The organism is Phreatobacter sp., assembly GCF_027532945.1.
GTDB lineage: Bacteria > Pseudomonadota > Alphaproteobacteria > Rhizobiales > Phreatobacteraceae > Phreatobacter.
Genome location: NZ_JAPZTZ010000012.1, coordinates 135,508 through 158,942 on the forward strand (window position 1 = coordinate 135,508; position 23,435 = coordinate 158,942).

Consider the following 23,435-nt stretch of genomic DNA (forward strand, 5'->3'; position numbering starts at 1 on the left):
AGACAAGGAACGCGCCCCCGCCGGAACCGCATGCCATGACCGACCTCGCCGACCTGTCCGCCGCCGCCCTCTCCCGCGCCTTCCGGGCGAAGCGGCTCTCGCCGGTGGAGGTGACCCGCGCCGTCCTCGCCCGCATCGAGGCCTCGGAGCCCGCGATCAACGCCATGTACATCGTCTCGGCCGAGAGCGCTCTGAAGGCGGCGAAGGCCGCCGAGCGCCGCTGGTCCAAGGGCAAACCGCTCTCACGCCTCGACGGCGTGCCGGTGACGGTGAAGGAGAATATCGGCACGGCTGGCGACCCCGCCCCTATCGGGGTGCCCATTGCCGACATGACGCCGCGGGCGGAGGACACGCCCGTGCCCGCGCGCCTGCGCGAGGCCGGCTGCGTCATAATCGGCAAGACCACCATGCCCGACTACGGCATGATGTCCTCGGGTTTGTCATCGCTACACGGCGTCACCCGCAATCCCTGGGACCTCTCGAAGAACCCGGCCGGTTCGTCGTCCGGGGCAGGCGCAGCGGCCGCCGCCGGCTTCGGCCCGCTGCACATCGGCACCGATATCGGCGGCTCGATCCGCCTGCCCGCCGCCCATTGCGGCCTGTTCGGTCTGAAACCCTCCTATGGCCGCGTGCCGATCCACCCGCCCTATCCCGGCCGCGTCGCCGGCCCCATGACCCGCACCGTCGAGGACGGCGCGCTGCTGATGGAGGTGATCTCCGGGGCCGATCCGCGTGACTATGCCAGCCTGCCGCCGGGCCCGACCGATTTTGCGCGCGGCCTCAAGGGCCTGTCGCTCAAGGGCCTGCGCATCGGCGTCTTCACCGCCATGCAGGCGGGACTGCCGGCCGATCCCGCCATCATCCGGGCGGTGAAGGCGGCGGCCAAGGCGCTTGCCGCCGAAGGCGCCATCGTCACGCCCATCGAGGGCTATCTCACCCACGACATGCTGGACGGCATCTGCCGCTTCTTCGAAGCCCGCTCCTATGGCGATGTGGCAAAGCTGAAGGCGGCCGACAAGAAGCAGATCCTGCCCTACATCGTGGAATGGGCGACCTGGCGCGCCCGCAAGTTCACCGGCGAGGACGTGATGAGCGGCTTCCTCGCCATGCAGGCCATGCGCGAGGCGGCGACCAGGGCCATCCAGCCCTTCGATTTTCTCATCTCGCCCTGCACCTGCCCGGTGAACTATCCGGCCGAGGCCCATTCGCCGACCGATGATCCGCACCGCGCGCTCGACCACATCCCCTTCACCGTGGCGCAGAATTTCTCCGAGCAGCCAGCAGCAAGCGTCAACTGGAGTTACGACCGGAAGGGCTTCCCCATCGGCGTGCAGGTCACCGGCCATCGCTTCGATGACCGCGGGGTGATGCGGCTCTGTGCGGCGCTGGAAGGGCTGCGGCCGGAGCAGAAGGCATGGCCGGTGGTCACCTAGATCGGCGCCACGCCCACCGTCATCCCGCCGCACACGTAGAGCACCTGCCCCGTCACGAAGCCCGCGCCATCGGACAGGAAGAAATCCGCGGCATGGGCGATGTCCTCGGGCTGGCCGAGCCGCTGCACCGGCACGCCGCGGATGATCGCCTGGGTGCGCGGCGAATTGTGCGGGTTCGCTGATTTGAACAGCTCGGTCTCGATCGGCCCCGGCCCGATGGCATTCACGGTGATGCCGTGCGGCGCGAGCTCCAGCGCCCAGGTGCGGGTGAGGCCGATCACCCCCGCCTTGGTGGCGGAATAGGCGGTCCGCAGCTCCTTGCCGAGGGCGGCGCGGCTGGAAATGGTGACGATCCGCCCCCTCACCGCCACCTTCATGCCGGGCAGGACGGCCTGGGCGGCCAGGATGCAGGCGCGCAGGTTGATCGCCACGACCTTGTCGAAATCCTCCATCGTCGTCTCCTCCAGCGAGGCGGGAGCGGCGATGCCGGCATTGTTGACGAGCCAGAGGATCGAATTCTCGGCGGTGATGGCGGCAAGCGCGGCCTGCGTGGCGGCAAGGTCGGTGAGGTCGCAGGCGACGTGACGGGCGGGCGAGCCGGCAGCGGGGGGTTCGCGATCAAGGCTGACGACGGGAATGCCGCGCGCGGCGAGCCGCCGGACGATCGCCGCGCCGATGCCGCGGGAGCCGCCGGTCACCAGGGCGGCGGGAGGAAGGGTGTCGGTCATCATCATCACATCCGGAACACGCCGAACTTCGTCTCCGGCACCGGCGCATTGAGACAGGCGCTCAGCGCCAGCGACAGCACCCGCCGCGTTTCGCTCGGCAGGATGATGCCGTCGTCCCAGAGGCGTGCGGTGGCGTAGTAGGGATGGCCCTCGGCCTCGTAATTCGCCCGGATCGGCGCCTTGAAGGCCTCTTCCTCCTCGGCGCTCCAGTCCTTTCCGTCGGCCTCGAAATTCTCGCGCTTCACCGTCGCCAACACGCTCGCGGCCTGCTCGCCGCCCATGACGGAGATGCGCGAATTCGGCCAGGTGAAGAGGAAGCGCGGCGAATAGGCCCTCCCGCACATGCCGTAATTGCCGGCGCCGTAGCTGCCACCGACCAGCAGCGTGATCTTCGGCACCTGCGCGCAGGCAACCGCCGTGACCAGCTTCGCGCCGTCCTTGGCGATGCCGCCGGCCTCGAACTGCCGGCCGACCATGAAACCCGTGATATTCTGCAGGAACAGCAGCGGAATGCGCCGCTGGCAGCACAGCTCGATGAAATGGGCGCCCTTCATGGCGCTCTCGGAGAAGAGGATGCCGTTATTGGCGATGATGCCGACGGGCATGCCGTGCAGCCGCGCGAAGCCGGTCACCAGCGTCGTGCCGTAGAGCGCCTTGAACTCGTCGAACTCCGACCCGTCCACCAGCCGCGCGATGACCTCGCGGATGTCGTACTGGGTCTTGAGATTGGTCGGAACCAGCGCCTCGAGCTCGGCCAGGTCGTGCTTCGGCTCGCGCGGCTCGGAGAGCGCGATGTCGATGTTTTTGACCGAATTGACGTTGGCGACGATGCGCCGGGCAATGGCCAGCGCATGGGTGTCATCGACGGCATAGTGGTCGGCGACGCCCGACTGCCGCGCATGGACGTCCGCGCCGCCGAGATCCTCGGCCGTGACGATCTCGCCCGTCGCGGCGCGCACCAGCGGCGGGCCGCCGAGGAAGATCGTGCCCTGCCGGCGCACGATCACCGTCTCGTCCGACATGGCCGGCACATAGGCGCCGCCCGCGGTGCAGGACCCCATGACCACGGCGATCTGCGGGATCCGCGCCGCCGAAAGATTGGCCTGGTTGTAGAAGATGCGGCCGAAATGCTCGCGGTCGGGGAAGACCTCGGTCTGGTGCGGCAGGTTGGCGCCGCCGGAATCAACGAGATAGACGCAGGGCAGCCGGTTCTGCAGCGCGATCTCCTGGGCGCGCAGGTGCTTCTTCACCGTCATCGGGTAGTAGGTGCCACCCTTGATGGTGGAATCATTGGCGACGATCATCACCTCGCGGCCCTCGACCCGGCCGATGCCGGTGATGACGCCAGCGCCGTGGATCGGCTCGCCATACATGCCGTTGGCGGCGAGCTGCGACAGTTCAAGGAAGGGCGAGCCGGGGTCGAGCAGGCCCATAACGCGGTCGCGCGGCAGCAACTTGCCGCGGGCGACATGGCGCTGCCGGCTCTTTTCGTTGCCGCCGAGGGCGGCCTCGGCGCGTTTCGTCTGGAGATCCTCGGCGAGAGCCCGCCACGCCTCCGCATTGGCGCGGGCTTCCGGTGCGGCGGGATTGAAGGCGCTTTTCAGGATGGCCAAGGCGACAGGGCTCCGGCGGATCTGGGGCGCCTTGGTTAGCGCGGCAGGGCCGGCCTGTCATCCGGGCGGAGCGGCGGAGGGCCCGCCGCCCCGAAGGTCACGGAATAATCGGCTCCATATGCGCGGCGCGGACGATGGCCGCGGCCTCCGGCGTGCGCATCAGGGCGAGGAAGGCGCGGGCCGCCTCGCCTTGCGCCGCGCCGGCCGACAGGCCCGCCGAATAGGTGGTGGTCAGCTGGATCTCGGCCGGCAGCGGCCCGATCATGCGGACGCCCTGCACCGGCATGATCTCGCTGATCTGGTGGAACACCACGTCCGCCTCACCGCGCACCACGCGCTCGGCGACATAGCCGCCCATCTGCGGCCGGGCCCGCGCCGCCAGTTCGTCCTTCAGGCCGAGGCGTTCGGCAAGCTGGACGAAATAGATGCCGCTGGTGCCGCCGCCCGCCGGATCGACATAGGCGACGCCCTTGGAGGCGAGGATGAGCCGGCGAATGTCGTCGACGGTGGCGATGGGCGGCACCGGCGCGCCCTCCTTGATGCCAATGCCGATGCCGGTGCGGGCGAGGTCATAGCGCGACCCCGGCACGACCTTGGCCGAAGCGATCAGGGCGTCGATGACGACCGGCGTCGCCACGATGACATCGGCCGCCTCCCCTGCCTCGATTCGCCGGCGCACGCCGCCCGCCGTATCCGCGACCAGCGAGACGCTGTGGCCGCTACGCGCCTGGAACAGGTCGGCGAGTCGCTGAGAGACCTCCTTCGAGGCACCGGTGGCGAGCACTTTCAGCTCAGCCGCGAATGCTGCTCCAGGGACGATTGTCAATCCCAGAGTAACCAAGAGCGCAGAAAACCAGGAGCGGCGAAACATCCAAAATCACTCGATCGGAAACCGGTCGTTTGTCGAACAATGCCAAGGGTTTTCTGGGACTGCAATCCAACGCCCGACGACCGTGTCGCGCCGGGTTGCATATACAAATTGTTTCCCGTTATAATCTTTCTCTGAGAATAAAATGAGGCTTTCTGTGACCGCCCCCATCTTTCGCTCCAGCGCTCATGCATCACCGAGCGAAGCGCTCAAACCCCTTGCAGAACTTGTTCTGAAAAGCCGAGATGCATCCTTTTCTCATACGATACTAGGTAATCCGACCAACCTGATTCTCGCGGTCGGGACTGTCCAGTTGGTCCTAGTTCCGATGGCTCGGCGAGATAACGCCCGCTTCCGCGTTTTGGAAGACATTGAGCAGGGGCGGCTGTCCGCCGGGCGTCCGGTGATCCTTGTTAACATGAAACGAGGTCTCAGGATCGAAGCCGAGAACGGGGAGGCGCTCTCCGCTAACCGTTGCATCTACGCCGTATCCCCGCAAGAGACCCTCCGATTGAACGATCCCGCGGAAATAGCCCGATCCATCCCGCAGACTGAACCACTTCTCCTGAATGGACGGCCTGCGCCGGCTCCTCCGAAGAGGCCAGCGCCCACGGAAGCCAAGCCCGGCAGAACAACGCCCCCTGTCCCGCAAACCGACAAGCCTTCATCAACACGATAGACAACCTTGATCCCGGGAAGTACCCGCAGGAGCCTATGATGTCAGATGGGACGATATTTTCAGACTACTGGGGCGCCAAATTCAACGTCACGAAATGGCGACGCTATCATTCTGAACGTGTCGCCCATTACGAACGCCTGGACCGTTGGGTTGCATTCTTGTCGATTTTTCTAGGGTCAGCCGCGATAGCTAATCTCGCCGGTTGGTTCAACCATCTATCAGGATACCAGTTTGTGCTGGCCGGCCTGATCGCCGTGATGAACGCCGCAAAACTTGTTTTTGAATTTTCACGGAATGCGCAGATACATCGCGACATGCACCGCGAGATGACAGCGCTATGCATTGAAATATACAAAAACAACACTCCCTCGGATGACAATATCCGATCCTGGGAGGCGAGCATGATCGACATCAATGCACGAATGTACAAAATATTCTGGGCTGCGGAGGCGCATGCATACAATCAAACGGTGGTCGAATTTTACGAAAATTTTGCCCCTCCGATCAAAATCAGCGGCTATAAATTTAAATTCCGAAACTTGCTCACATTCTCAAACGACAATTTCGTCGCGGATTGGTCCCTAGCCGACAAACATCTGCGTCCGACTTATCCTGCGCCGGAGACAAGTACCGCCGACGCACCACCACGCAAAGCCGGATAATACGGCCTTGCTGTGTTAGTCGAGGACACGGTCCAGCCTCGCCTCAGCCTTTCGGCTTCGGCGCCCACTCCTCCACCGGACCGCCGGTCTTCTTCCAGGCGCCGAACCCGCCCTCGACATGGGCGACGGGCTTCAGGCCCATGTCCTGCGCGGTCTTGGCGGCCAGCGCCGAGCGCAGCCCACCGGCGCAGAAGAAGACGAAGGTCTTGTCCTCCTGGAACACCGGCTTGGCATAGGGGCTTTCCGGGTCGATCCAGAATTCCAGCATGCCGCGGGTGCAGTGGAAGGCACCGGGCACCTTGCCGTCGCGCTCCAGCTCGCGCGGGTCGCGAATGTCCACGAAGACCACGTCGTCGCGGCCATGGAGGGCCTTGGCCTCCTCGATGGTCAGCGTCTTCACCTCGGCATTGGCCTGGTCGATCAGCGCCTTGTAGCCCCGCGTGATGGTCTGCGGCATGCGATCCTCCTGTCAGGGGCGGGAGCCTAGCCCATCGCCCGCCGCCGGGACACCCGCCGGACGGCGGGTGACTCGACGCCGCCCCGCCGGCCTTGCTACGCCTGTCCGATGCTGGACCTCACCCTCTTCGACGCTTTCGCCTTCGCCTATTTCGTCGCGGCCTGGGGCACCTATGCCTGGCTGGTGGAGATCTGGAGCGGCGGCAAGACCGGTCTTACCGCCTCCATGGCCATCTACCGACAGCGCTGGATGGAGGAGATGACGGTGCGCCCCAACCGCATCGTCGACACCCAGATCAACATGACGCTGCAACAGGGCTCGTCCTTCTTCGCCTCGACCTCGCTCCTGGCGGTCGGCGCCTGCCTCGGTCTCCTCAACGCCTCCGACCGCGCCGTGGAGGTTGTCCAGGCTCTCTCTTTCGGCCATGCCGGCACGCGCCAGCTCTGGGAGATCAAGCTCGCCGGCCTCACCGTCGTCTTCGTCTATGCCTTCTTCAAGTTCGGCTGGGCCTACCGGCTGTTCAACTACTGCGCCATCCTCATCGGCGCGACGCCGGAGGGCGACCGGCGCACCTCCGACGAGGCCAAGGCCATGGCCGAGCGCGCGGCGCGGATGAACACCATCGCCGCCGCCCATTTCAACCGGGGTCAGCGCGCCTTCTTCTTCGCCCTCGGCTATCTCGGGTGGTTCGCGGGGCCGGTGGTCTTCGTCGTCGCGACAACGGCCGTTTTCGCCGTGCTCTACCGACGGCAGTTCCATTCGGAGAGCCGGCAGGCGGTGATCTAGCTCCTCCGGCGCGGGTCCGGATGGCCGTCGAGGCGCATCTGGAAGAGGAAATAGGTCGGCGAGCAATAGCCCAGCCCGGCGACGCGGCCCACATCGGGCAGGTCCGACGGCAAGGCTTGGCACATGAAGTCCTCGCGGCAGAGGCGCTCCGCCGAACAGGTCGCCCGCATGCCCCGCACGATGGAACCGCCGAGGCAGTTGGCGAAATCATTGGTGGCGACGCAGATGTCGAAGGCGCGCCCGCCGGCGAAGCCGCAAATCTCGTTCGGCGGCGTCTGCCCTGGCCGGAAGCCCACGAAGCGCCGGTCCGCCTCGTCGCACTGGCGATAGGCGAGGCCGGCCGGCGCACCGCCCACCGGCGGCCGGCAGGTATGGTCGCGGGCATTGATTCGGGCGGCGCGGCTGTTGACCTGGCCGGTAACGGCGAAACGGTCGAGCCACGGGCGGATCGGATCCGTGGCGATGCGGCCGGTGAGGCAGGCCTGACCGGAGTACTCGTCGCGCTTGTCGTTGAGCACGCACTGGCCGAAGGACACGCCCAGCGCGGCATTCTCCGCGAGCTCCTGGCAGGTGGCGCGCCCCTCGCAGGTGAAGCCCGCCGCGACATGGCGGCGTTGTGAGTCGGGCAGGCAGGCCTGCCCGAGCGAGGCCCGCTGAAAGAGGGGAACGCCCTCCCCGCCCCAGCGCGCCGGCGGGCTGAGCGGCAGCGGCCGGTAGCGGTTCGGCTCGCGCCCGGCGGCGACAGCCTCGGCATAGGCGGCGCGGCGCGGCCGTTCCGCGTGCAAATGCGGCGAATAGCCAATGAGCACGCGGTTCACCGGCGAGGCATCGGGCGCATCCTCGCCGATGAGATGGAAGCCGGCGGTCGCGCCGGACTGGTGGCAGCCCTGGCAGGTGCCGGCATCGAGCCGCTCGATGAAGCCGGCGGGGCTGGCCGCCGTGGTCATGCTGGCAAAGGCGAGGCCGGCAAAGGCCTGTCCGTCGCGGCCGAAGGCCTGCGCGAAGGGCCGGTTGGCGAGCCTTGCCGAGCCATAGGTCGAGAAGGAGATGGCCTTGGTGGCAAGGAAACGTTCGGGAAGGAGCACCACGCCGCGGTCGATCTCGCCTGACCGTTCGGTCAGGAACCGGGCGAGATCGTCGCGCAGCGCCGCATCGGCCTTCAGGCGCGCGGCATCGGGCGTATTCTCCAGCGGCTTCTCGATGATGCCGGCATCGGTGACGCCGAAGACACGCATGAGATAGGCCGCCTGCCCGCCAAACGTCGTCTCCTGGCCTGAGGGGAAGCGGACCACCTGCGCATTGATCTCGACCTGCTTCGGCCGGCCGGTCGCCCCCGCCAGCACAGTGGTGGCAAGCCAGGCGGCGCGCGCCTCCGGCGTCGGGAGATCAGCAGGGACCCGCGTGGCGCGGGCGAGTGACGCACAGCCCCCCTCGCCCGGTCGCAGGTCATGGACGACATTGACCGAGAAGGGCATGCGGGAGGCATAGGTGCGGCCGGCCCGCTGGAAGCGGTAGCCGAGCCGATAGACCAGCCGCACCTCGCCGCAGGTCTCCGCCTGCCGGGGGGCTGGAGCGAAATCGCGCCGGTCGAGCCGCAGGACCACGCCGACGAGGCCGAACTTGGCCGTCGGCGCGCTCATCCAGGAGGTCTCGAAGACGCGGCCGACATTGCCGTCGGTGATCTCGTATAGCTTGCGGCCCGTCGCCTCCATGTCGCGGCGCAACTCCGCGACATCGGCGATGACGGTTGTGGTGAGCTGGCGATAGGCGGGGCTTGCCTCGTGCAGCGCAGCGTTGCTCGCTGCATCTCCCCTGCCGAAGGTGGCGCCGAAGCCGAAGCCGCGCCGCTCCAGCAGGCCAAGGGTGGCCGGCTCCAGCGTATCGAGGAAGGGTTGGCCCGCCGCCATGCCGCCGGCGGCCTTGGCCGGCGCGAGACCTACGAGGGCGGTGAGAAGAACCAGGGCGGCGGAGACGGCACGGTGCGGCATGGCGCAACCCTGCCACCGCGAGGTTTCCACTCCGTGGCGGCGCTCCCTCGACGGCGTTGCCGCGCTGGTGCATGAGAGGCCCATGAGTGCCCCCGATTCAGACCTCGAAGCCGCCATCCTGACGCTCGCCGCGGCGCGCGGGCCGGACAAGTCCATCTGCCCGTCGGAAGCGGCGAAACAGGTGGGCACCGATCGTGGCATCGACTGGCACGGCCTGATGCAGCCCGTCCGCCGCACCGCCGTGCGCCTCGCCATGGAGGGAAGGCTCGTCATCCTGCGCAAGGGCAAGCCGGTGGACCCCGCGGATTTCCGCGGCGTCTATCGCCTCACCCTGCCGCGACAGGACTGAGGCCTCAGGGCGCGGGAAACAGCGCGTCCGTGCGCCCGCCGACCCGATAGGCGAGAAGGCCGACCCATTCGCGCGCCATGCGGTCCGTGAGGTCGAGCCCGCGGCTCATGGGCAGGGTCGGCCGGGTCAGCTCGCGATCCGTGCCGCGCGTCTCGAAATCGGTGGGATAGGCGATGACCGGCCAGCCCGCTTGCCGGAAGATGCCGAAGGAGCGCGGCATGTGCCAGGCGGAGGTAACGAGCAGCCAGCGCTCGCCCGGTTGCGGCTTCACCAACGCCTTGGTGAGCACCGCGTTCTCGTAGGTGTTGCGGCTCTCCCGCTCCAGCGTCAGACGCTCCGGCGCAAGGCCGAGCTGGCGGAACAGCGCGAGGGCCGCGCCGGCCTCGTCGAGGCCACTGGTGCGGAAAACCTCCGCCGATCCGCCGGTGAAAACGATCCGCGCATCGGGGAACCGCCGGGCGAGCGCCACCGCCTCCGTCATCCGCCCCGGGGCCGCGCCGATGGTCGGCTGTCCCCGCGCGGCGCTGGTGAGCTGGTCCATCGAGCCGCCGAGCACAATGATGCCGGTCGGTGCCGCCATGTCGGCGGGAGGCTGCGGGAAACGATCCTCCAGCGGCCGGGCGAGCCAGGTCCCGAGCGGAGCGATGCCGCAGATGAGGAGCCCGAGCGCGCCGAGGACGACCAGCCGCCGCCCTCCCCGCGCCCAGCGGGTGAAGAGCAGCAGCGCGCCGAGAACGATGAGCGAAGTCAACAGGTTCGACGGCGCCGCGAACCACCAGAGCAACTTCGACAGGTAGAAGAAGAGGTGGTTCGCCAGGCTCATGCCGTCTTCTGGAACAGCTCGCGGCCGATCAGCATGCGGCGGATCTCGGAAGTGCCGGCGCCGATCTCGTAGAGCTTGGCATCGCGCAGCAGGCGGCCCGTCGGATAATCGTTGATATAGCCATTGCCGCCGAGCAGCTGGATCGCATCCAGCGCCATCTTGGTGGCATTCTCCGCGGCGTAGAGGATGGCGCCCGCGGCGTCCTCGCGGGTGGTCTGGCCGCGATCGCAGGCCTTGGCCACCGCATAGACATAGGCGCGGGCGGCGTTCATCGACACATACATGTCGGCAAGCTTGCCCTGGACGAGCTGGAACTCGCCGATGGCCTGGCCGAACTGCTTGCGCTCGTGGACATAGGGCATGACCACGTCCATGCAGGCCTGCATGATGCCGAGCGGGCCGGCGGCCAGCACGGCGCGCTCGTAATCGAGCCCGCTCATCAGCACGTTGACGCCGCGGCCGACCTCACCGAGCACGTTCTCCTCGGGCACCTCGCAATCCTCGAAGACGAGTTCGCCGGTATGGGAGCCGCGCATGCCGAGCTTGTCGAGCTTCTGGGCGCAAGAGAAACCCTTGAAGCCCTTCTCGATGAGGAAGGCGGTCATGCCGCGCGCGCCCGCCGCCGGATCGGTCTTGGCATAGACGACCAGCACATCGGCATCGGGGCCGTTGGTGATCCACATCTTCGTGCCGTTGAGCACGTAGCGATCGCCCTTCTTCTCTGCCCGCAGCTTCATCGACACGACGTCGGAGCCGGCGCCGGGCTCGGACATGGCCAGCGCCCCGACATGCTCGCCGCTGATCAGCTTCGGCAGGTAGCGCCGCTTCTGCGCCTCCGAGCCGTTCTTGCGGATCTGGTTGACGCAGAGATTGGAATGGGCGCCGTAGGACAGGCCGACCGAGGCCGAGGCCCGCGAGATCTCCTCCACGGCGATGCAGTGCTCAAGGTAGCCGAGGCCCGAACCGCCATACTCTTCCTCGACGGTGATGCCGAGAAGGCCGAGGCCGCCCATCTTCTCCCAGAGGTCCATCGGGAACTGGTCGGTCCGGTCGATCTCCGCCGCGCGCGGGGCGATCTCCTCCTGCGAGAAGGCGAAGACCGTGTCGCGCAGCATGTCGGCGGTCTCGCCGAGATCGAAGTCGAAGGGGCGCGGCGCGTTCCTCAGCATGGGGTCATCCTCGGGTGCGGCCCTTCGTCCGGGCCGGGGCCATGGTTATAGAAGCGGCATTGGACCATGTCATGATCGCCGAGAGGCAGGGTGAAGCGATGACGCAGCAGAACGGGGCGAGCGACTATGCCGAGCGGCCAAACCGCTGGCCGTTGCCGCCGGTCATTTTCGGCCTGTCGCTGGCGCTGGGCTTCGGGCTCGACAGCCTGGCGCGGGTCGCCCTGCCCGCCCCCGGTATCGCCAAGCTCCTCGGCGCACTGGCCCTCGGCGCCGGCCTTGCGCTGGTGCTCTGGTCGAGTTCGACCCTGTCGCGCGCGCGGACCGCCATCTTGCCGCACCACCCCGCGACGCGGCTGGTGACGTCAGGCCCCTTCGCCTGGAGCCGCAACCCCATCTATCTCGGCGAACTCTGCCTCATCGCCGGGTTCGGCGGAGTCGAGGGCTCGCTCGCCTATCTCGTGGCGGCGGCCGTCTTCATCATGGCCATGACCCATTTCGCCATCCGCCGCGAGGAGGCCCACCTTGCCGCCCGCTTCGGTGCGGAATGGGAGGCCTATGCGGCGCGCGTGCGGCGATGGGTGTGATGCGATCGTCCCTGCATTGAGGAAGTGCGTCCTTCGAGGCTCGCTCACTTCGCTCTCTCGCACCTCAGGATGAGGACGGTCGAGACCAGCATTCCGCTTGGCTGAAGCCTATCGATCGCGCGTCAGACGACGCCGATGCAGGGCACCGACCTCCCTCACCCTGAGGTGCGAGAGAGCGAAGCGAGCGAGCCTCGAAGGACGCAGTTGTTCAATGCAGGGCTGCGAGGAACCTAGAACGGCGGCCGCGAGGCCGGCACGGGTGCCGTGCCCATGGCAGGCGTCTCCGCGGTCGGCACGGCGGCCGCCGGAACGCTGGTCGTCGCCGTCGGCACTTGCTGGGGCTGCGCCTCGGCAGCGGCAACCGTCACGGCCGGCGAGGTGGGTGCCTGCGGCGCGGGGGCCGAGGCCACAGCCGTGGCGCCATGGTGGTGGTGGCGATGGCGGAAGCCGGTCTGGGCGAGCTGCTGCCACTGGTGGGGGGTCCCGGCAAAGACGTTGCGATCGACCGGCGTGTTGATGCCAGCCACACGCCCGGTGGCGGTGATCTGCCAGAAGGCCCAGCGGCGGCCGGGATAGCGCTCGTGCGGCACCGCGGCGACCGACCTCACCCAGAACGGATATTCGGCGAACTCGCCGCTGGCGAGGACCTCGCGGTGGAACTTGATGTCGGCATAGATGATCGGCTTCTTGCCGTAATGGCGCTCCATGGCGTGCAGGAACTCGCGCATCTTCGCCTGGGCGACCGGGACCGGCACCCGCCGCGGGCAGGTGGGCGACTGGAAGTTCCATTCCACGTCAAGCACCGGCGGCAGCGCGTCCGGCTCGACGGGCACATTGCGCTTGAACCAGGCGATCTGGTCGGCCATAGGCCGGCACCAATAGGTGAAGTGGTAGGCCCCGCGCGGGATGCCGGCGCGCCGCGCCCCTTCCCAGTTCTCGCGGAAACGGCTGTCGAGCAGGTCTCCGCCCTCGGTCGCCTTGATGAAGGCGAAGGAGACACCGGCCGCCCTCACCTGCTGCCAGTCGATCGTGCCCTGGTACTTCGACACGTCGATGCCGTGCACAGGATGGGCGTGGTGGCCGACCGTGTGGGTGACTGTCGGGAAAGGATGATCGCCGGTCGCCGAGGCCGAGACCTCGGCGGTCGGTACGCTGCCGCAGGCGGCGAGCTGGAGCCCCAGGAGGGTCACGGCGGCGAGAAGGATCGGGCGTCGCGTCATCGTCGGGGCTCTGGCGGGGAAATGCGGCCGCGCTGGGGCGGCCGCCGAACCATCCTTATGCTTTACGACCGGTTTCTTTTTCGTAGCGCGCCTTGGTCTCGGCGTTGGGCGGATAGAGGCCCGGCAGAGGCAGGCCCTTCTCGACCTCGCCCATGAGCCAGCCCTCGAGATGCTCCTGCGCTTCCGCCGCCTCGAGCACGGCGTCGACCATGTCCTGCGGGATGAGCACGGCGCCGTCGCCATCGCAGACCACGATGTCGTTCGGGAAGACGGCGACGCCACCGCAGCCGATCGGCTCCTGCCAGTTGATGAAGGTCAGAGCCGCAACCGAGGCCGGGGCGGCCGCGCCCGAACACCAGACCGGCAGCTTGGTGCCGCGGACGCCATCGGCGTCACGCACCACGCCGTCGGTGACAAGGGCGGCGACGCCGCGCTTCGCCATGCGCGCGCAGAGGATGTCGCCGAAAATGCCCGCCTCCTTGGAGCCCATGGCATCGACCACGGCGATGACGCCCTCGGGCATCGCCTCGATGGCGCCACGGGTGGAGATCGGGTTCGACCAGCTGGCGGGGGTCGCGAGATCCTCGCGCGCCGGCACGAAGCGCAGGGTGAAGGCGCGACCGACCGTGCGCTTGCCGGCATGGGAGAAGGGCTGCGTGCCCGCCATCCAGATCTTCCGCAGGCCCTTCTTGAGGAGCACCGTCGTCAGGGTCGCGGTGGTGATAGTCTCGAGCTTGGCCTTCACGGCGGGATCGAGCGGCAGAACGGCGGTCATGGACAAGGACTCTGGGTAAAGGTTCGAGGGCGCCGAACCTGCCCGAGCCCGGCCCGCCTGTCGAGCGCCGAGGCCATGCATTCGTGAGCCACGACACATCCGCTGAGACCGGAGGACGGCCGGCCGGCGCGCCTCAACCGGTGGCGGCAAGCCCGGTCTGCGGCGCGCGAGTGACGGCATAGCGCCGGTCGAACTCGTCCACGGGCATGGGCCGGGCCAGATGATAGCCCTGCATCAGTCCGCAACCCGCCGCACGCAGGAACCGCGCCTGTTCAGCGGTCTCGACGCCCTCGGCGACGACCTTGAGCCCGAGGGCGCGGCCTAGATTGACGACGCAGTGGAGGATGGTCGCCGCCTCGACGCCGCTGTCGAGGTCAGCGACGAAGCTGCGATCGACCTTGAGGGCATCGAGGTTGAAGCGCCGCAGATAGCTGAGCGAGGAAAAGCCCGTTCCGAAGTCGTCGAGAGCGATCTTCACCCCAAGCGCCCGGAGTTCGTGCGTCACGGCGCGGGCATGTTCGGTGTCCTCGATCATGACGCCTTCGGTGATCTCGAGCACGAGCCGCTCCGGCGGCAGTCCGCTGTCGGCGAGCGCCGCCTTCACCTGGGCGATGAAGTCGCTGCGACGGAACTGGGTCGGCGACACGTTGACCGAAACGAACAGCTCCTCCCACCGCACCGCCGCCCGACAGGCGAGCCGCAGGATGGTCGCGCCGAGGCGGTGGATCAGGCCGCAGCTCTCGGCCAGCGGCACGAATTCCGACGGGCCGACGCGACCGCGATAGGGATGGTTCCAGCGGGCGAGTGCCTCGGCGCCCTTCATGGTGACACCGTCGGTGCCGAAGATCGGCTGCAGGTCGATATCGATTTCGCCGTTGATCAGGGCCCCGCGCAGCTCCCGCTCCTGGTAGCGCCGCTGGGATTCATCGCGATCCATGTCGGGATGGAAGGGCACCGCGCAATTCTTGCCGCGGGCCTTGGCGAGATAGAGCGCCCGGTCTGCGCGCCGCATCATGTCATCGCGCGTTGTGCCGCGCTCCTGGGTGGCGCAGAAGCCGATGGAGACGCCGATCGTGAGCACGTTGCCGTCGTAGGGGATGGGCTTGCGCACCTCGGCGATGATCAGCCGGCAGGCCGCCGTGATGTCGGTTGCCTCCGGCGCGCCCTCGATGAGCACTGCGAACTCGTCACCGCCCAGGCGGCCGATGGCGACATCGGGACCACAGATGAACCGCATGCGCCGCGCCACCTCGGCGAGAACCGCGTCGCCAGCGTGGTGGCCGTAGGTATCATTGATCTCCTTGAAGAGATCGAGGTCGAGCAGCAGCAACGTGGCGCCGCCGCGGCGGTCGATGGTGTCGAGGACTTGCTCGAAGCTGCGGCAGAAGGCGGCCCGGTCGGCGAGGCCCGTCAGGCCGTCAATGCCCGGGGGCAGGAGGAAGCGCGCGCCGGCAATGACCTCGCGCTGCGACACGCGCAGCCGGACGAGGAGCGCCAGCGTCACAACTGCCGCAATGCCGGCACAGGCTGCGAGCTGGCCGACCCACGAGCCGTCGGCACCCACGACCAGCCGGACCGGATACCAGGCGTGGATCGCAAGCACGGCGATCGCGACGACCAGCGAAACGACGCCGGCTGCCACGGCCCAGATCTGGCCACTCAACGCCGCATCGGCACGGCGCTTGACTGAAATCGACATTCCGGACCCCCGCCGGTACGCATGCACGACGCCGGCAACTTATGGGGCATGATTTAAGATTGCGTTGGCACTCCGGCCGCGCAATTCCCAGACAAAACGCGGAATATTCTTCTGTTTAGCCGACTAGATTCACGCCTTTACTGGGCGTCTAAAGCTTGAACCACCAGGTCGCAATAGTGAGAAAGCTGAGGAAACCCGTGACATCCGTGACGGTCGTCACGAAAGGACCCGATGAAATCGCCGGATCCACCCGTAATCGGTCGAGCAGCAGCGGGATCAAAACGCCGCCCAGCGATCCCGCGACAAGATTGCAGACCAGGGCGAGGCCGATCACCACGCCGATATTGGCATTGGTGAACCAGAAGCTCGCCACCGCGCCGGTGATGAGAGCGAAGGCGATGCCATTGAGGAAACCGACCGCCACCTCGCGGCGGACGATCCGGAAGGCGTTGCGGGGGCCGAGCTCACGCGTGGCGAGGGCGCGGACCGCCACCGTCATAGTCTGGGTCGCGGCGTTGCCGCCCTGGCTCGCGACGATGGGGGCAAGCACGGCCAGCGCCACCATCTCGGCGAGCTGGACCTCGAAGGACTTGAGGACAGTCGTGGCGAGAAAGGCGGTGATCAGATTGATGAACAGCCAGCGGAACCGCCCCTTGGCCGTCGTCCAGACGCTGTCGGAGATCTCCTCGTCCGCCTTGACGCCACCGAGCTGCTTGATGTCGGCATCCGCCTCCTCCTCGATGACGTCGACGATGTCGTCGACGGTGAGGACGCCGACGAGGCGGTTGCCCTCGTCGACCACCGGGGCGGAGAGCAGGTTGTAGCGCTCGAACATGAACGCCACGTCCTCCTGGTCCTCGCTCGCGGTAACGGTGCGCGTCTCCTCCTCGAGGATGTCGGTGACCGCCACCGGGCGCTGGGCGCGCAGCAGCCTGTCGAGGCGGACATGCCCCTGAATATGATAGCCTGGGTCCACGACGAAGATTTCGGTGAAGTCTTCGGGCAGATCAGCGGAGTCCCGCAGGTGGTCGATCACCTGCCCCACCGTCCAAAAGGGCGGCACGGCGATGAACTCGTCCTTCATGCGCCGGCCGGCCGAGCCTTCCGGATAGTCGAAGGCGCGGCGAAGGGCGAAGCGGTCGCTGGCCGGCAGCTTGTCGAGGATCTCGCTGCGCTCGGCCTCGTCGAGGTCCTCGAGGATCGCCACGGCATCATCGGTCTCGAGCTCGGCGATGCCTTCGGCGACCTGCTCGGGCTCCATCTCCTCGAGGATCTCGACGCGGATGGTCTCGTCGACCTCGGTGAGCGCGGTGAAGTCGAAATCAGCGCCGAGAAGCTCGACGAGCCGATTGCGGTCGTCGGGATCGAGCTGGGCGAGAAGTGCACCGACATCGGCTTCGTGCGCTTCGGAGACGAGCGTCTTCAGGCTCTCCGCATCGCCCTCGACGAGCATGGCGCAGACAACGTCCACGACCGCCGGCAGGAGTTCGCCTTCATCGTCGCGCCAGTCCCTGTCGCGCCATTCCAGCGCACGGGCGAGAGGCGGCTGGGTCTCGACCATGGCGGGCCTCCCGGGCGATGCGCGACGAGCCATAAGGGATAGGACGTTCTTGGATGCGGCGCAGCGATTTGGCAAGCCGGAGGGCCTAGCATCACGCCGACCTGAACCACCGGGACACCAGCCCAGCATGACCCAGCTTCGGCCGTCGCGCCGCCTCATCCTCGGCTCGGCCCTTGCGACCGCCCTGCCCGGGCTCGCCCGTGCCGCCTGCGGCCTGGAGGCACTCGGCACGGCCCGCGTGCTCGAGGTGCGCACCACGGGTGCGCTGAGGGTCGGCCGCCGAAGCTATCCCGCGACCCTGCCGCTCGCCCCCGGCGAGGTGGTTCTGACCTTCGACGACGGCCCCCATCCCGGCACGACCGAGCCGATCCTCGACAGCCTCGCCCGCGAATGCGTCAAGGCGACCTTCTTCATGATCGGCCGCCAGGCCGCGGCCCACCCTGCCCTCGCCCGCCGGGTGCTGGCGGCGGGCCACACGGTCGGTCACCACTCCAACACCCACCCGATGACGCTGGCGCAGCTGCCGCAGGCCACCGCCGAGGCAGACATCGAAGCCGGTTTCCGTGCCGTCGACACCGCGCTCTACGGCGCCTATGCGGGCCGGCCGCGCACGCCCTTCTTCCGCTACCCCGGGTTTGGCGATTCCACTGCGCTCAATCAGGGGCTCGCCGCCCGCGACATCGGCATTTTCGGCGCGGACCTCTGGGCCAGCGACTGGAATGACATGGCGCCCGACCAGCAGCTTGCCCTGGTGATGCGCCGCCTCGCCCAGAGCCGCGGCGGCATCCTCCTGTTCCACGACACCCGGCCCCAGACCGCGGCGATGCTCCCGGCCTGCCTCAGGGCCATGAAGGCCGCCGGCTACCGGGTCGTCCACATCATCCCGGCCTGATGCGAGAAAAGCCCCGGCGCCAAGGCCGGGGCTTTGATGCGTCCGGTGTCAGGCGGCTCAGCCCCTGCGCTCGATGTTCCACATCACTGGGAAGCCGAAATCGATGACGCCCGCGAGTTCGCTGCGCCACACCGCCGGGCTCTGGAACTGGCCGGCGATGGGGAAGGTCGCGTTCTCCAGCGCGAACTTCTGCAGCTGTTCGGCCAGCACCTTGCGCTTGGCCGGGTCGCTCTCGGCCTCGAACTGCTCGAGCACCGGCTTCATCGGATCGACGCAATAGCCCCAGGGCTGGTTGCCCGTGCAGTTGAAGCCGACGCCGAGATTCGACAGCGGGTCCGACATGTCGAAGCCGGTATAGACCACCGGAATGACGCTCCAGCCACCCTGGTCCAGCGGGTTCTTCTGCACCCAACGCTGGGCGATGGCCGACCATTCCAGGCCCTGGACATCGAGATTGAAGCCCGCCTGCTTCATCCGGTCGATCAGCACGCTGCCGAAGGGATTGAGAAGAGAGCTGTCGAGGGGATGCAGCAGGACGATCTTCTCGTTCTTGTAGCCGCCCTCGGCGAGCAGCGCCTTGGCCTTGGCGATGCTGGTCTGGGCGAGCTCGGCGCTGCCGCCGGTGTTCTCGTAGGGCGCGCCGCACATGAACATCGAGGTGCAGTCGGGCTTGCCGAGTTCGCCGCCGAAACCGGCACCGGCCAGAACCTCGCCGCGGTCGAGGCACTGCTGGATGGCCCGGCGGACGAAGACATTGTCCATCGGCGTCTGGAAGTGGTTGATCGACACCGCATACATCAGGTTCGCCCGTCCGCCCGCCTGGGCGAAGGTGAGATTGCGATCGCGGCGCATCCGCGGGATCAGGTCCACCGGCGCATATTCGAGATAGTCCACCTCGCCGCGGGTGAGCGCCGCATAGCGCAGCGCAATGTCCGGCATGGTCAACATTTCCATGCGCGCGATCTTGGCGATCTTGCCGCCGGCAAGGCCATCGGCCGGCTCGTTGCGAGGGACATACTGGTCGAACTTGCGGAAGGTCGCGCGGTCACCCGGCACCCATTCGCTGCGCTGGAAGACGTAAGGACCCGAACCGACGATCTCGGAGACCTGCTGGGTCGGCGGCGTCGCATTGGCGATGCGCGCCGGCATCATGACCGGCACATGGACCGAGGGCTTGCCGAGAGCGTCGATAACGCCGCCGAAGGGCCGCTTCAGCTTGAGGATGAACCCGTCCTCGCCATTGGCGACGAGTTCGCCGGTCGCGGCCATCAGCCGGCGGCCGATGGAGTCGCGGCTGCCCCAGCGCTTCAGCGAGGCGATGACGTCCTCGGACGTGACCTTGGCGCCGTCGTGGAAGCGCAGGCCCGCGCGCAGCTTGAAGGTCCAGGTGAGGCGGTCGGCGCTGACCACCCAGCCTTCCAGCATCTGCGGTTTGTACTCGCCCTTCCCGTCCAGCGAGACGAGCGTGTCGAAGACCATGTAGCCGAAATTGCGCGTCACAAAGGACGGGCTGGCGATCGGGTCGAGGTTCTGCAGGCCGACATTGACGACGAAGCGCAGCGGCCTCTCGGCGCCCTGGCCGAAGCCGATGCGGGGGGCGGCGATGAGCGCGGCGGCAGCGGCAAGGCCCTGGCGGCGGGTAATGCGCATGGGAGGCTCCTCGGCGGTCGGCGGCAGGTGACGGTGCCGGGGCGAGCCGACATTCCCGTCCCGACCCGTCGAGAGTAGGAAAAACCTTTCCCCTGAGGCATGCGAAGTTGGAAAGACCGCTACGCGTTAGCGAACCGGCCGCATTGATGCGCGATACGGATAGCTCAACCAAGGCGCGGTCCTGACTGGGCAGATGAGCTGCAGCGGTTGCGTCAGGCCGCCTGACCGTTGAGACTTGCCAATGTCTCGGCCAGCACGCCGATGCGCTCGCGACTGGTGCCATTGAGCGCCGAGATCTCGGCCGACGAGGTCGCCGAGCGCGAGGCCAGGGTCTTCACCTCCTGCCCCACCACGGCAAAGCCCTTGGAGGCTTCGCCGGTCCGCGCCGACTTGATCGTGACTTTGAGGGCGAGCAGGTCGGTCTGCTTGGCGATGGCCTCGATGGTCGCCAAGCGTCGCGTCAGTGCAGGGCACGAACCGCGATGTAGCCGGGAGCCAGCCAGACCAGGGCCCAGAGCAGCGACGAGAACCAGTTGGCCACCTGGAACCGGACGGGACCCATGGCCATGACGCCCGCCATCATCGGAACGATGCCGCGCAGCGGCCCGATGAACTTCGCGGCGAAAAGGCCGAGCGCGCCCCAGGCATGGACGAAGCGCTGGCCGCGCACCACGAGGTCGGGATAGCGGCCGAGCGGCCAGAGCTTCGTGGCGCGGTCCTTGAACACGTAGCCGACGGCGTAGGAGGCCCATTCACCGAGCGCCGCACCGATGGTCGCCGCCGCCACCACCGCCCAAGGGTTGGCATCGCCGAGGCCGACCAGCGCGCCGATGCCCATCAGGATCACCGAGGCCGGGATGAACAGCGACAGGAAGACGATGGACTCGCAGAAGGATATCAGACCGACCACGGGCACGATGAGCATGGCGTGCTGGCGGGTGAGCGCCTCGATGTCGGCGATGAGCGTCGTAAAGGACAAGTCCGCGACTCCGGAGTAAAGGCTGCCGGGGCCGACAGCGGGCCGGGTCGCGCGGTTGGGCACCCGCCACGGCCGAACTCAGGTGAAAGCCTGACCGAAGCCTATGTCATCCGCAAGGCGAACCGGTGTCATCAACTGCGGTCTAGCGCCGCACCACCATACCATGGACATCTCGGCGGGGGCCCGCTAACGGGCGCGCCGCGTCTCGTGGCAACCGCCGCCGCGAGGTGCCCCGGAGCCAGGAGCTTTTGCGCTCCCGAGACTTCGCGCGCCCCTCACCCGCTGATCATCGCGCAGTGCGGGCGACCTGAGGCCTGTCCCGGCAGGACGAAGCCGTCTTTGGCTTTCAAACGCTCGAATAGCCGGTGATGGTCGTCGAAAAGCCGCGCCCGTCGATCCCTGTCGAGGTCTCCATCCGGCTCTGGAGCTGCGCGACCAGCGCGGAGATGATTCCCGATCCGAATCCTGCCGGCGCGCCTCCCGGCGCCGCCACCTTGCCGCGGCCGTCATCGGCAACCGTCAGCCTCCACTGATGGCCATCGACCTGATAGGTGACCCGGATCCGCCCTTTTTGCCCGTCCGATCCGAAAGCGTGTTTGAGCGCGTTGATGACCAGTTCCGTCACGATCAACCCAAGATCCGTCGCTGTTCTCGGGGAAACATTTGCCGGATCGGAATGGACCTCGATGGTCGTCTGGCTCGCGGTATAGACAAGCGAGGCGGTCAGGTTCTCGCACAGCGTCGTCAGATAGGGACACAGGTCGAAGCTGTCGCTCTCGCCGGGCACCTGGAGCTGGCGCTGTACGGTCGCGACCGCCAGGATTCGCCGATGGGCGTCCTCAAGGTGGCGCCGCGCTTCCTGCGAGTGGACGGTGCGCGCATCGAGAACGAGGATGCTGGCAATCAGCTGAAGGCTGTTGCCAATCCGGTGATGCACCTCGCGCAGCAGGGTCTCGTTGTAGTGAAGCAGAAGCGCCATCCGTTGAGCGTCATGGTCGTGGCTCTTCGAACGCAGCTCCTGGAACGAGCGGAGCCTTGTCCTCGGCGGCAGACTGCTGAGAAACTTTGGAACGGTCACATAGCTCGTGGTCATAGAAATACCCCTGGAAAGGATCGATCGTAAAAGAGCAGTGCCTTTGGCTGGCAGCGTTGCCGACCTCCTGTGGGCCTTCGGGGTTGACGCATCGCCGGTCGATGCAACGCCATAATGAGGGGGAGGTGCGCTCTATCGCTGTTCAAAAGTGATCAGCCGGGTGGGGCACGGAGTCAGGGGGAAACCCTGACAAACATGCCCTTCCGACGACCGGCAGCGCGATTGCCATCGGGCTCTAGTCGCTTTGCCCGAACGACCGCACGACGGTCAGACCAGGCCCGTCCTGGGGCCCGGGCCGTGGCGAATGAACGGCGGCGCCATCGCGCTTGCCCACCGCGACAGCCGCGATAGCGGCCATCAGGCCCGCCGAGGGTCTTGCCAGCTTCAGGAGCGCGGCGGCGGCCACGGCATCGGCCTTCTTGACGTAGTCACCGTCAAAGACACCGTCGACACTGACGCTCCAGATCCCGTTGCGTTCATGGACCTCAACGCAGGACGCGTCCCTGCGTGGGGCGGGTGCCGGACGGGGACGGCCGGCCTCTCCAGGGGCTGAAGGCGGGTTGGTCGCGGCGGCGGCCCGTGTCTCCGGCAACAGCATGACGGCCCGGATGAACTCTTCGGCATAGTCATCGACGCCGCGATAGTCGTGCTAGGGTCGGCCCATGCTCATGGGATCCACAAAGGTATCCCGGAGGTGATCGAGGAACTGGGGTTCGGTCTGGGCCAGATAGGCGATCACCGCCTGCAAGACACGCTCGTGGGCAAGCACGCGCCGCTCCAGATCGGTTGTGTCCGACGAATTCGAACCGCTGGGTCCAGTGGGCACATCAAGCTCCTTGGTGCCGTCTCACGGCGGTGGACACCGGACCTCGCGCGGTCTCCGACGGGCGAGACGAACACCGACAGCACCGGCCGCGCCGTGAAAGCCTCAAGGGCGCAGGGCCCTGCGCGGACTGATCCCCGGCTTGCGGCCTCGCCGGACTGGCTTGCTGCCAACGGTCTTCAGCAACAGTTCGGGCAATTCGAATGTTCGGCCACGCAGTTCGCAGACGACCTCGCCGTTGATGGCATAGCCCTGCACGATCATCTCCGAACCACCCGAGCGGACCTGGACCACGTCGCCCACCGTGTAGGCACGTTTATGGGCCCGGATGGGGCCCGTTCGGCGTATGGGGTCCGCAGAGGTTGTCGCAGCGGCCGCGACGGCGGGCGTTGGCGGAGAACTCCCGATTGATGGGGTCCGGACAAGAACGGGCATGGTGGTGCTCCCTGGTTGATGGCGCGGGCAAACGCGACGGACGGCCGGAGCGGGGGCAAGCTCAGGCTAGGTTGGTCACGGGCCAAGACCCCTCACGGGCCAAGACCCGCCACGGGCCAAGACCCGCCACGGGCCAGACTGGACACACAACATGCCTTGCGCGGATGCG

At 67.4% G+C, this 23,435-nt stretch carries 22 protein-coding genes; 6 read left to right on the plus strand and 16 right to left on the minus strand.

From position 1 onward, the window contains the following. Nucleotides 1–35: 35 nt before the first annotated feature. Complete coding sequence (locus O9344_RS09430) at nt 36–1,433, plus strand: amidase (RefSeq protein ID WP_298475693.1); 1,398 nt, start codon at nt 36–38, stop codon at nt 1,431–1,433. Here O9344_RS09430 and O9344_RS09435 read toward each other — a convergent pair. The 3 genes from O9344_RS09435 to O9344_RS09445 all read right to left on the minus strand — a co-directional run bounded on the left by O9344_RS09435 (nt 1,430) and on the right by O9344_RS09445 (nt 4,558). Continuing rightward, complete coding sequence (locus tag O9344_RS09435; RefSeq protein ID WP_298475695.1) at nt 1,430–2,161, minus strand: SDR family oxidoreductase; 732 nt, start codon at nt 2,159–2,161, stop codon at nt 1,430–1,432. The two genes, O9344_RS09430 and O9344_RS09435, sit on opposite strands and share 4 nt — an antisense overlap. A 5-nt stretch (nt 2,162–2,166) precedes the next feature. Further along, nucleotides 2,167–3,774 (minus strand): carboxyl transferase domain-containing protein, encoded by a 1,608-nt coding sequence (locus O9344_RS09440; RefSeq protein WP_298475698.1) that lies wholly within the window; start codon nt 3,772–3,774, stop codon nt 2,167–2,169. Nucleotides 3,775–3,871: 97 nt separating this feature from the next. Then, nucleotides 3,872–4,558 (minus strand): substrate-binding domain-containing protein, encoded by a 687-nt coding sequence (locus O9344_RS09445; RefSeq protein ID WP_298475701.1) that lies wholly within the window; start codon nt 4,556–4,558, stop codon nt 3,872–3,874. Nucleotides 4,559–5,359: 801 nt separating this feature from the next. Between O9344_RS09445 and O9344_RS09450 the strand changes: the two genes are divergently transcribed. Next, nucleotides 5,360–5,983 carry a hypothetical protein gene (locus O9344_RS09450; protein WP_298475704.1) on the plus strand — a complete coding sequence of 208 codons (624 nt, stop codon included), beginning with the start codon at nt 5,360–5,362 and terminating at the stop codon, nt 5,981–5,983. A 43-nt stretch (nt 5,984–6,026) separates the two neighbouring features. Here O9344_RS09450 and O9344_RS09455 read toward each other — a convergent pair whose 3' ends face one another. Next, complete coding sequence (locus O9344_RS09455; protein WP_273513573.1) at nt 6,027–6,440, minus strand: rhodanese-like domain-containing protein; 414 nt, start codon at nt 6,438–6,440, stop codon at nt 6,027–6,029. Between the two features lie 108 nt (nt 6,441–6,548). Here O9344_RS09455 and O9344_RS09460 point away from each other — a divergent pair, with 108 nt between their 5' ends. Further along, nucleotides 6,549–7,226 carry a DUF599 family protein gene (locus O9344_RS09460; protein WP_298475711.1) on the plus strand — a complete coding sequence of 226 codons (678 nt, stop codon included), beginning with the start codon at nt 6,549–6,551 and terminating at the stop codon, nt 7,224–7,226. On the opposite strand, the gene O9344_RS09465 is transcribed toward O9344_RS09460, so the two are convergent. Then, entirely contained in the window at nt 7,223–9,214 is a 1,992-nt protein-coding gene (locus tag O9344_RS09465; protein WP_298475714.1) for a hypothetical protein, read from the minus strand. The genes O9344_RS09460 and O9344_RS09465 overlap by 4 nt on opposite strands. Nucleotides 9,215–9,296: 82 nt before the next feature. On the opposite strand from O9344_RS09465, the gene O9344_RS09470 reads away from it, so the two are divergent. Then, entirely contained in the window at nt 9,297–9,563 is a 267-nt protein-coding gene (locus O9344_RS09470; protein ID WP_298475717.1) for a DUF3253 domain-containing protein, read from the plus strand. Nucleotides 9,564–9,567: 4 nt separating this feature from the next. Here O9344_RS09470 and O9344_RS09475 read toward each other — a convergent pair whose 3' ends face one another. Beyond that, entirely contained in the window at nt 9,568–10,386 is an 819-nt protein-coding gene (locus O9344_RS09475; protein WP_298475720.1) for a YdcF family protein, read from the minus strand. After that, a complete protein-coding gene (locus O9344_RS09480) occupies nt 10,383–11,555 on the minus strand; it encodes an isovaleryl-CoA dehydrogenase (protein WP_298475723.1) in 1,173 nt (390 codons plus the stop codon). Before O9344_RS09480 ends, O9344_RS09475 begins: the two co-directional genes overlap by 4 nt. 71 nt (nt 11,556–11,626) lie before the next feature. Here O9344_RS09480 and O9344_RS09485 point away from each other — a divergent pair, with 71 nt between their 5' ends. Next, on the plus strand, nt 11,627–12,139 hold the full coding sequence (locus O9344_RS09485; RefSeq protein ID WP_298475726.1) for an isoprenylcysteine carboxylmethyltransferase family protein: 513 nt from the start codon (nt 11,627–11,629) through the stop codon (nt 12,137–12,139). A 230-nt stretch (nt 12,140–12,369) separates the two neighbouring features. On the opposite strand, the gene O9344_RS09490 is transcribed toward O9344_RS09485, so the two are convergent. The 4 genes from O9344_RS09490 to mgtE all read right to left on the minus strand — a co-directional run bounded on the left by O9344_RS09490 (nt 12,370) and on the right by mgtE (nt 17,394). Continuing rightward, complete coding sequence (locus O9344_RS09490; RefSeq protein ID WP_298475730.1) at nt 12,370–13,359, minus strand: GH25 family lysozyme; 990 nt, start codon at nt 13,357–13,359, stop codon at nt 12,370–12,372. 55 nt (nt 13,360–13,414) lie between these two features. Continuing rightward, nucleotides 13,415–14,122: a ribonuclease activity regulator RraA gene (locus O9344_RS09495; protein ID WP_298475818.1), complete on the minus strand. Its 708-nt coding sequence runs from the start codon at nt 14,120–14,122 to the stop codon at nt 13,415–13,417. Nucleotides 14,123–14,267: 145 nt separating this feature from the next. Further along, a complete protein-coding gene (locus tag O9344_RS09500) occupies nt 14,268–15,833 on the minus strand; it encodes a bifunctional diguanylate cyclase/phosphodiesterase (protein WP_298475735.1) in 1,566 nt (521 codons plus the stop codon). Nucleotides 15,834–15,981: 148 nt separating this feature from the next. After that, nucleotides 15,982–17,394, minus strand: coding sequence for a magnesium transporter (gene mgtE, locus O9344_RS09505; RefSeq protein ID WP_298475738.1), 1,413 nt, complete (start codon nt 17,392–17,394; stop codon nt 15,982–15,984). A gap of 127 nt (nt 17,395–17,521) precedes the next feature. Here mgtE and O9344_RS09510 point away from each other — a divergent pair, with 127 nt between their 5' ends. Then, complete coding sequence (locus O9344_RS09510) at nt 17,522–18,286, plus strand: polysaccharide deacetylase family protein (RefSeq protein ID WP_298475741.1); 765 nt, start codon at nt 17,522–17,524, stop codon at nt 18,284–18,286. A 57-nt stretch (nt 18,287–18,343) separates the two neighbouring features. On the opposite strand, the gene O9344_RS09515 is transcribed toward O9344_RS09510, so the two are convergent. From O9344_RS09515 to O9344_RS09535, 5 genes are all read right to left on the minus strand, one after another. Beyond that, nucleotides 18,344–19,936, minus strand: coding sequence for an ABC transporter substrate-binding protein (locus O9344_RS09515; protein ID WP_298475744.1), 1,593 nt, complete (start codon nt 19,934–19,936; stop codon nt 18,344–18,346). Nucleotides 19,937–20,148: 212 nt separating this feature from the next. Then, the gene (locus tag O9344_RS09520) at nt 20,149–20,388 is read right to left on the minus strand and encodes a methyl-accepting chemotaxis protein (protein WP_298475746.1); all 240 of its coding nucleotides are present in this window, start codon (nt 20,386–20,388) and stop codon (nt 20,149–20,151) included. 8 nt (nt 20,389–20,396) lie between these two features. Further along, complete coding sequence (locus O9344_RS09525) at nt 20,397–20,915, minus strand: DedA family protein (protein ID WP_298475749.1); 519 nt, start codon at nt 20,913–20,915, stop codon at nt 20,397–20,399. A gap of 346 nt (nt 20,916–21,261) precedes the next feature. Next, nucleotides 21,262–22,008: a sensor histidine kinase gene (locus tag O9344_RS09530; RefSeq protein WP_298475752.1), complete on the minus strand. Its 747-nt coding sequence runs from the start codon at nt 22,006–22,008 to the stop codon at nt 21,262–21,264. Between the two features lie 928 nt (nt 22,009–22,936). Next, on the minus strand, nt 22,937–23,125 hold the full coding sequence (locus O9344_RS09535; RefSeq protein ID WP_298475755.1) for a hypothetical protein: 189 nt from the start codon (nt 23,123–23,125) through the stop codon (nt 22,937–22,939). Nucleotides 23,126–23,435: the final 310 nt, after the last annotated feature.

Excerpts from the sequence above, each read along its gene's own strand:
- O9344_RS09470 (WP_298475717.1), top strand. The coding sequence starts at position 9,297 with ATGAGTGCCCCCGATTCAGACCTCGAAGCCGCCATCCTGACGCTCGCC.
- O9344_RS09490 (WP_298475730.1), bottom strand. The coding sequence starts at position 13,359 with ATGACGCGACGCCCGATCCTTCTCGCCGCCGTGACCCTCCTGGGGCTC.
- mgtE (WP_298475738.1), bottom strand. The coding sequence starts at position 17,394 with ATGGTCGAGACCCAGCCGCCTCTCGCCCGTGCGCTGGAATGGCGCGAC.
- O9344_RS09450 (WP_298475704.1), top strand. The coding sequence starts at position 5,360 with ATGTCAGATGGGACGATATTTTCAGACTACTGGGGCGCCAAATTCAAC.
- O9344_RS09465 (WP_298475714.1), bottom strand. The coding sequence starts at position 9,214 with ATGCCGCACCGTGCCGTCTCCGCCGCCCTGGTTCTTCTCACCGCCCTC.
- O9344_RS09500 (WP_298475735.1), bottom strand. The coding sequence starts at position 15,833 with ATGTCGATTTCAGTCAAGCGCCGTGCCGATGCGGCGTTGAGTGGCCAG.
- O9344_RS09510 (WP_298475741.1), top strand. The coding sequence starts at position 17,522 with ATGACCCAGCTTCGGCCGTCGCGCCGCCTCATCCTCGGCTCGGCCCTT.
- O9344_RS09435 (WP_298475695.1), bottom strand. The coding sequence starts at position 2,161 with ATGACCGACACCCTTCCTCCCGCCGCCCTGGTGACCGGCGGCTCCCGC.
- O9344_RS09455 (WP_273513573.1), bottom strand. The coding sequence starts at position 6,440 with ATGCCGCAGACCATCACGCGGGGCTACAAGGCGCTGATCGACCAGGCC.
- O9344_RS09475 (WP_298475720.1), bottom strand. The coding sequence starts at position 10,386 with ATGAGCCTGGCGAACCACCTCTTCTTCTACCTGTCGAAGTTGCTCTGG.
- O9344_RS09480 (WP_298475723.1), bottom strand. The coding sequence starts at position 11,555 with ATGCTGAGGAACGCGCCGCGCCCCTTCGACTTCGATCTCGGCGAGACC.
- O9344_RS09485 (WP_298475726.1), top strand. The coding sequence starts at position 11,627 with ATGATCGCCGAGAGGCAGGGTGAAGCGATGACGCAGCAGAACGGGGCG.
- O9344_RS09430 (WP_298475693.1), top strand. The coding sequence starts at position 36 with ATGACCGACCTCGCCGACCTGTCCGCCGCCGCCCTCTCCCGCGCCTTC.
- O9344_RS09530 (WP_298475752.1), bottom strand. The coding sequence starts at position 22,008 with ATGACCACGAGCTATGTGACCGTTCCAAAGTTTCTCAGCAGTCTGCCG.
- O9344_RS09460 (WP_298475711.1), top strand. The coding sequence starts at position 6,549 with ATGCTGGACCTCACCCTCTTCGACGCTTTCGCCTTCGCCTATTTCGTC.
- O9344_RS09515 (WP_298475744.1), bottom strand. The coding sequence starts at position 19,936 with ATGCGCATTACCCGCCGCCAGGGCCTTGCCGCTGCCGCCGCGCTCATC.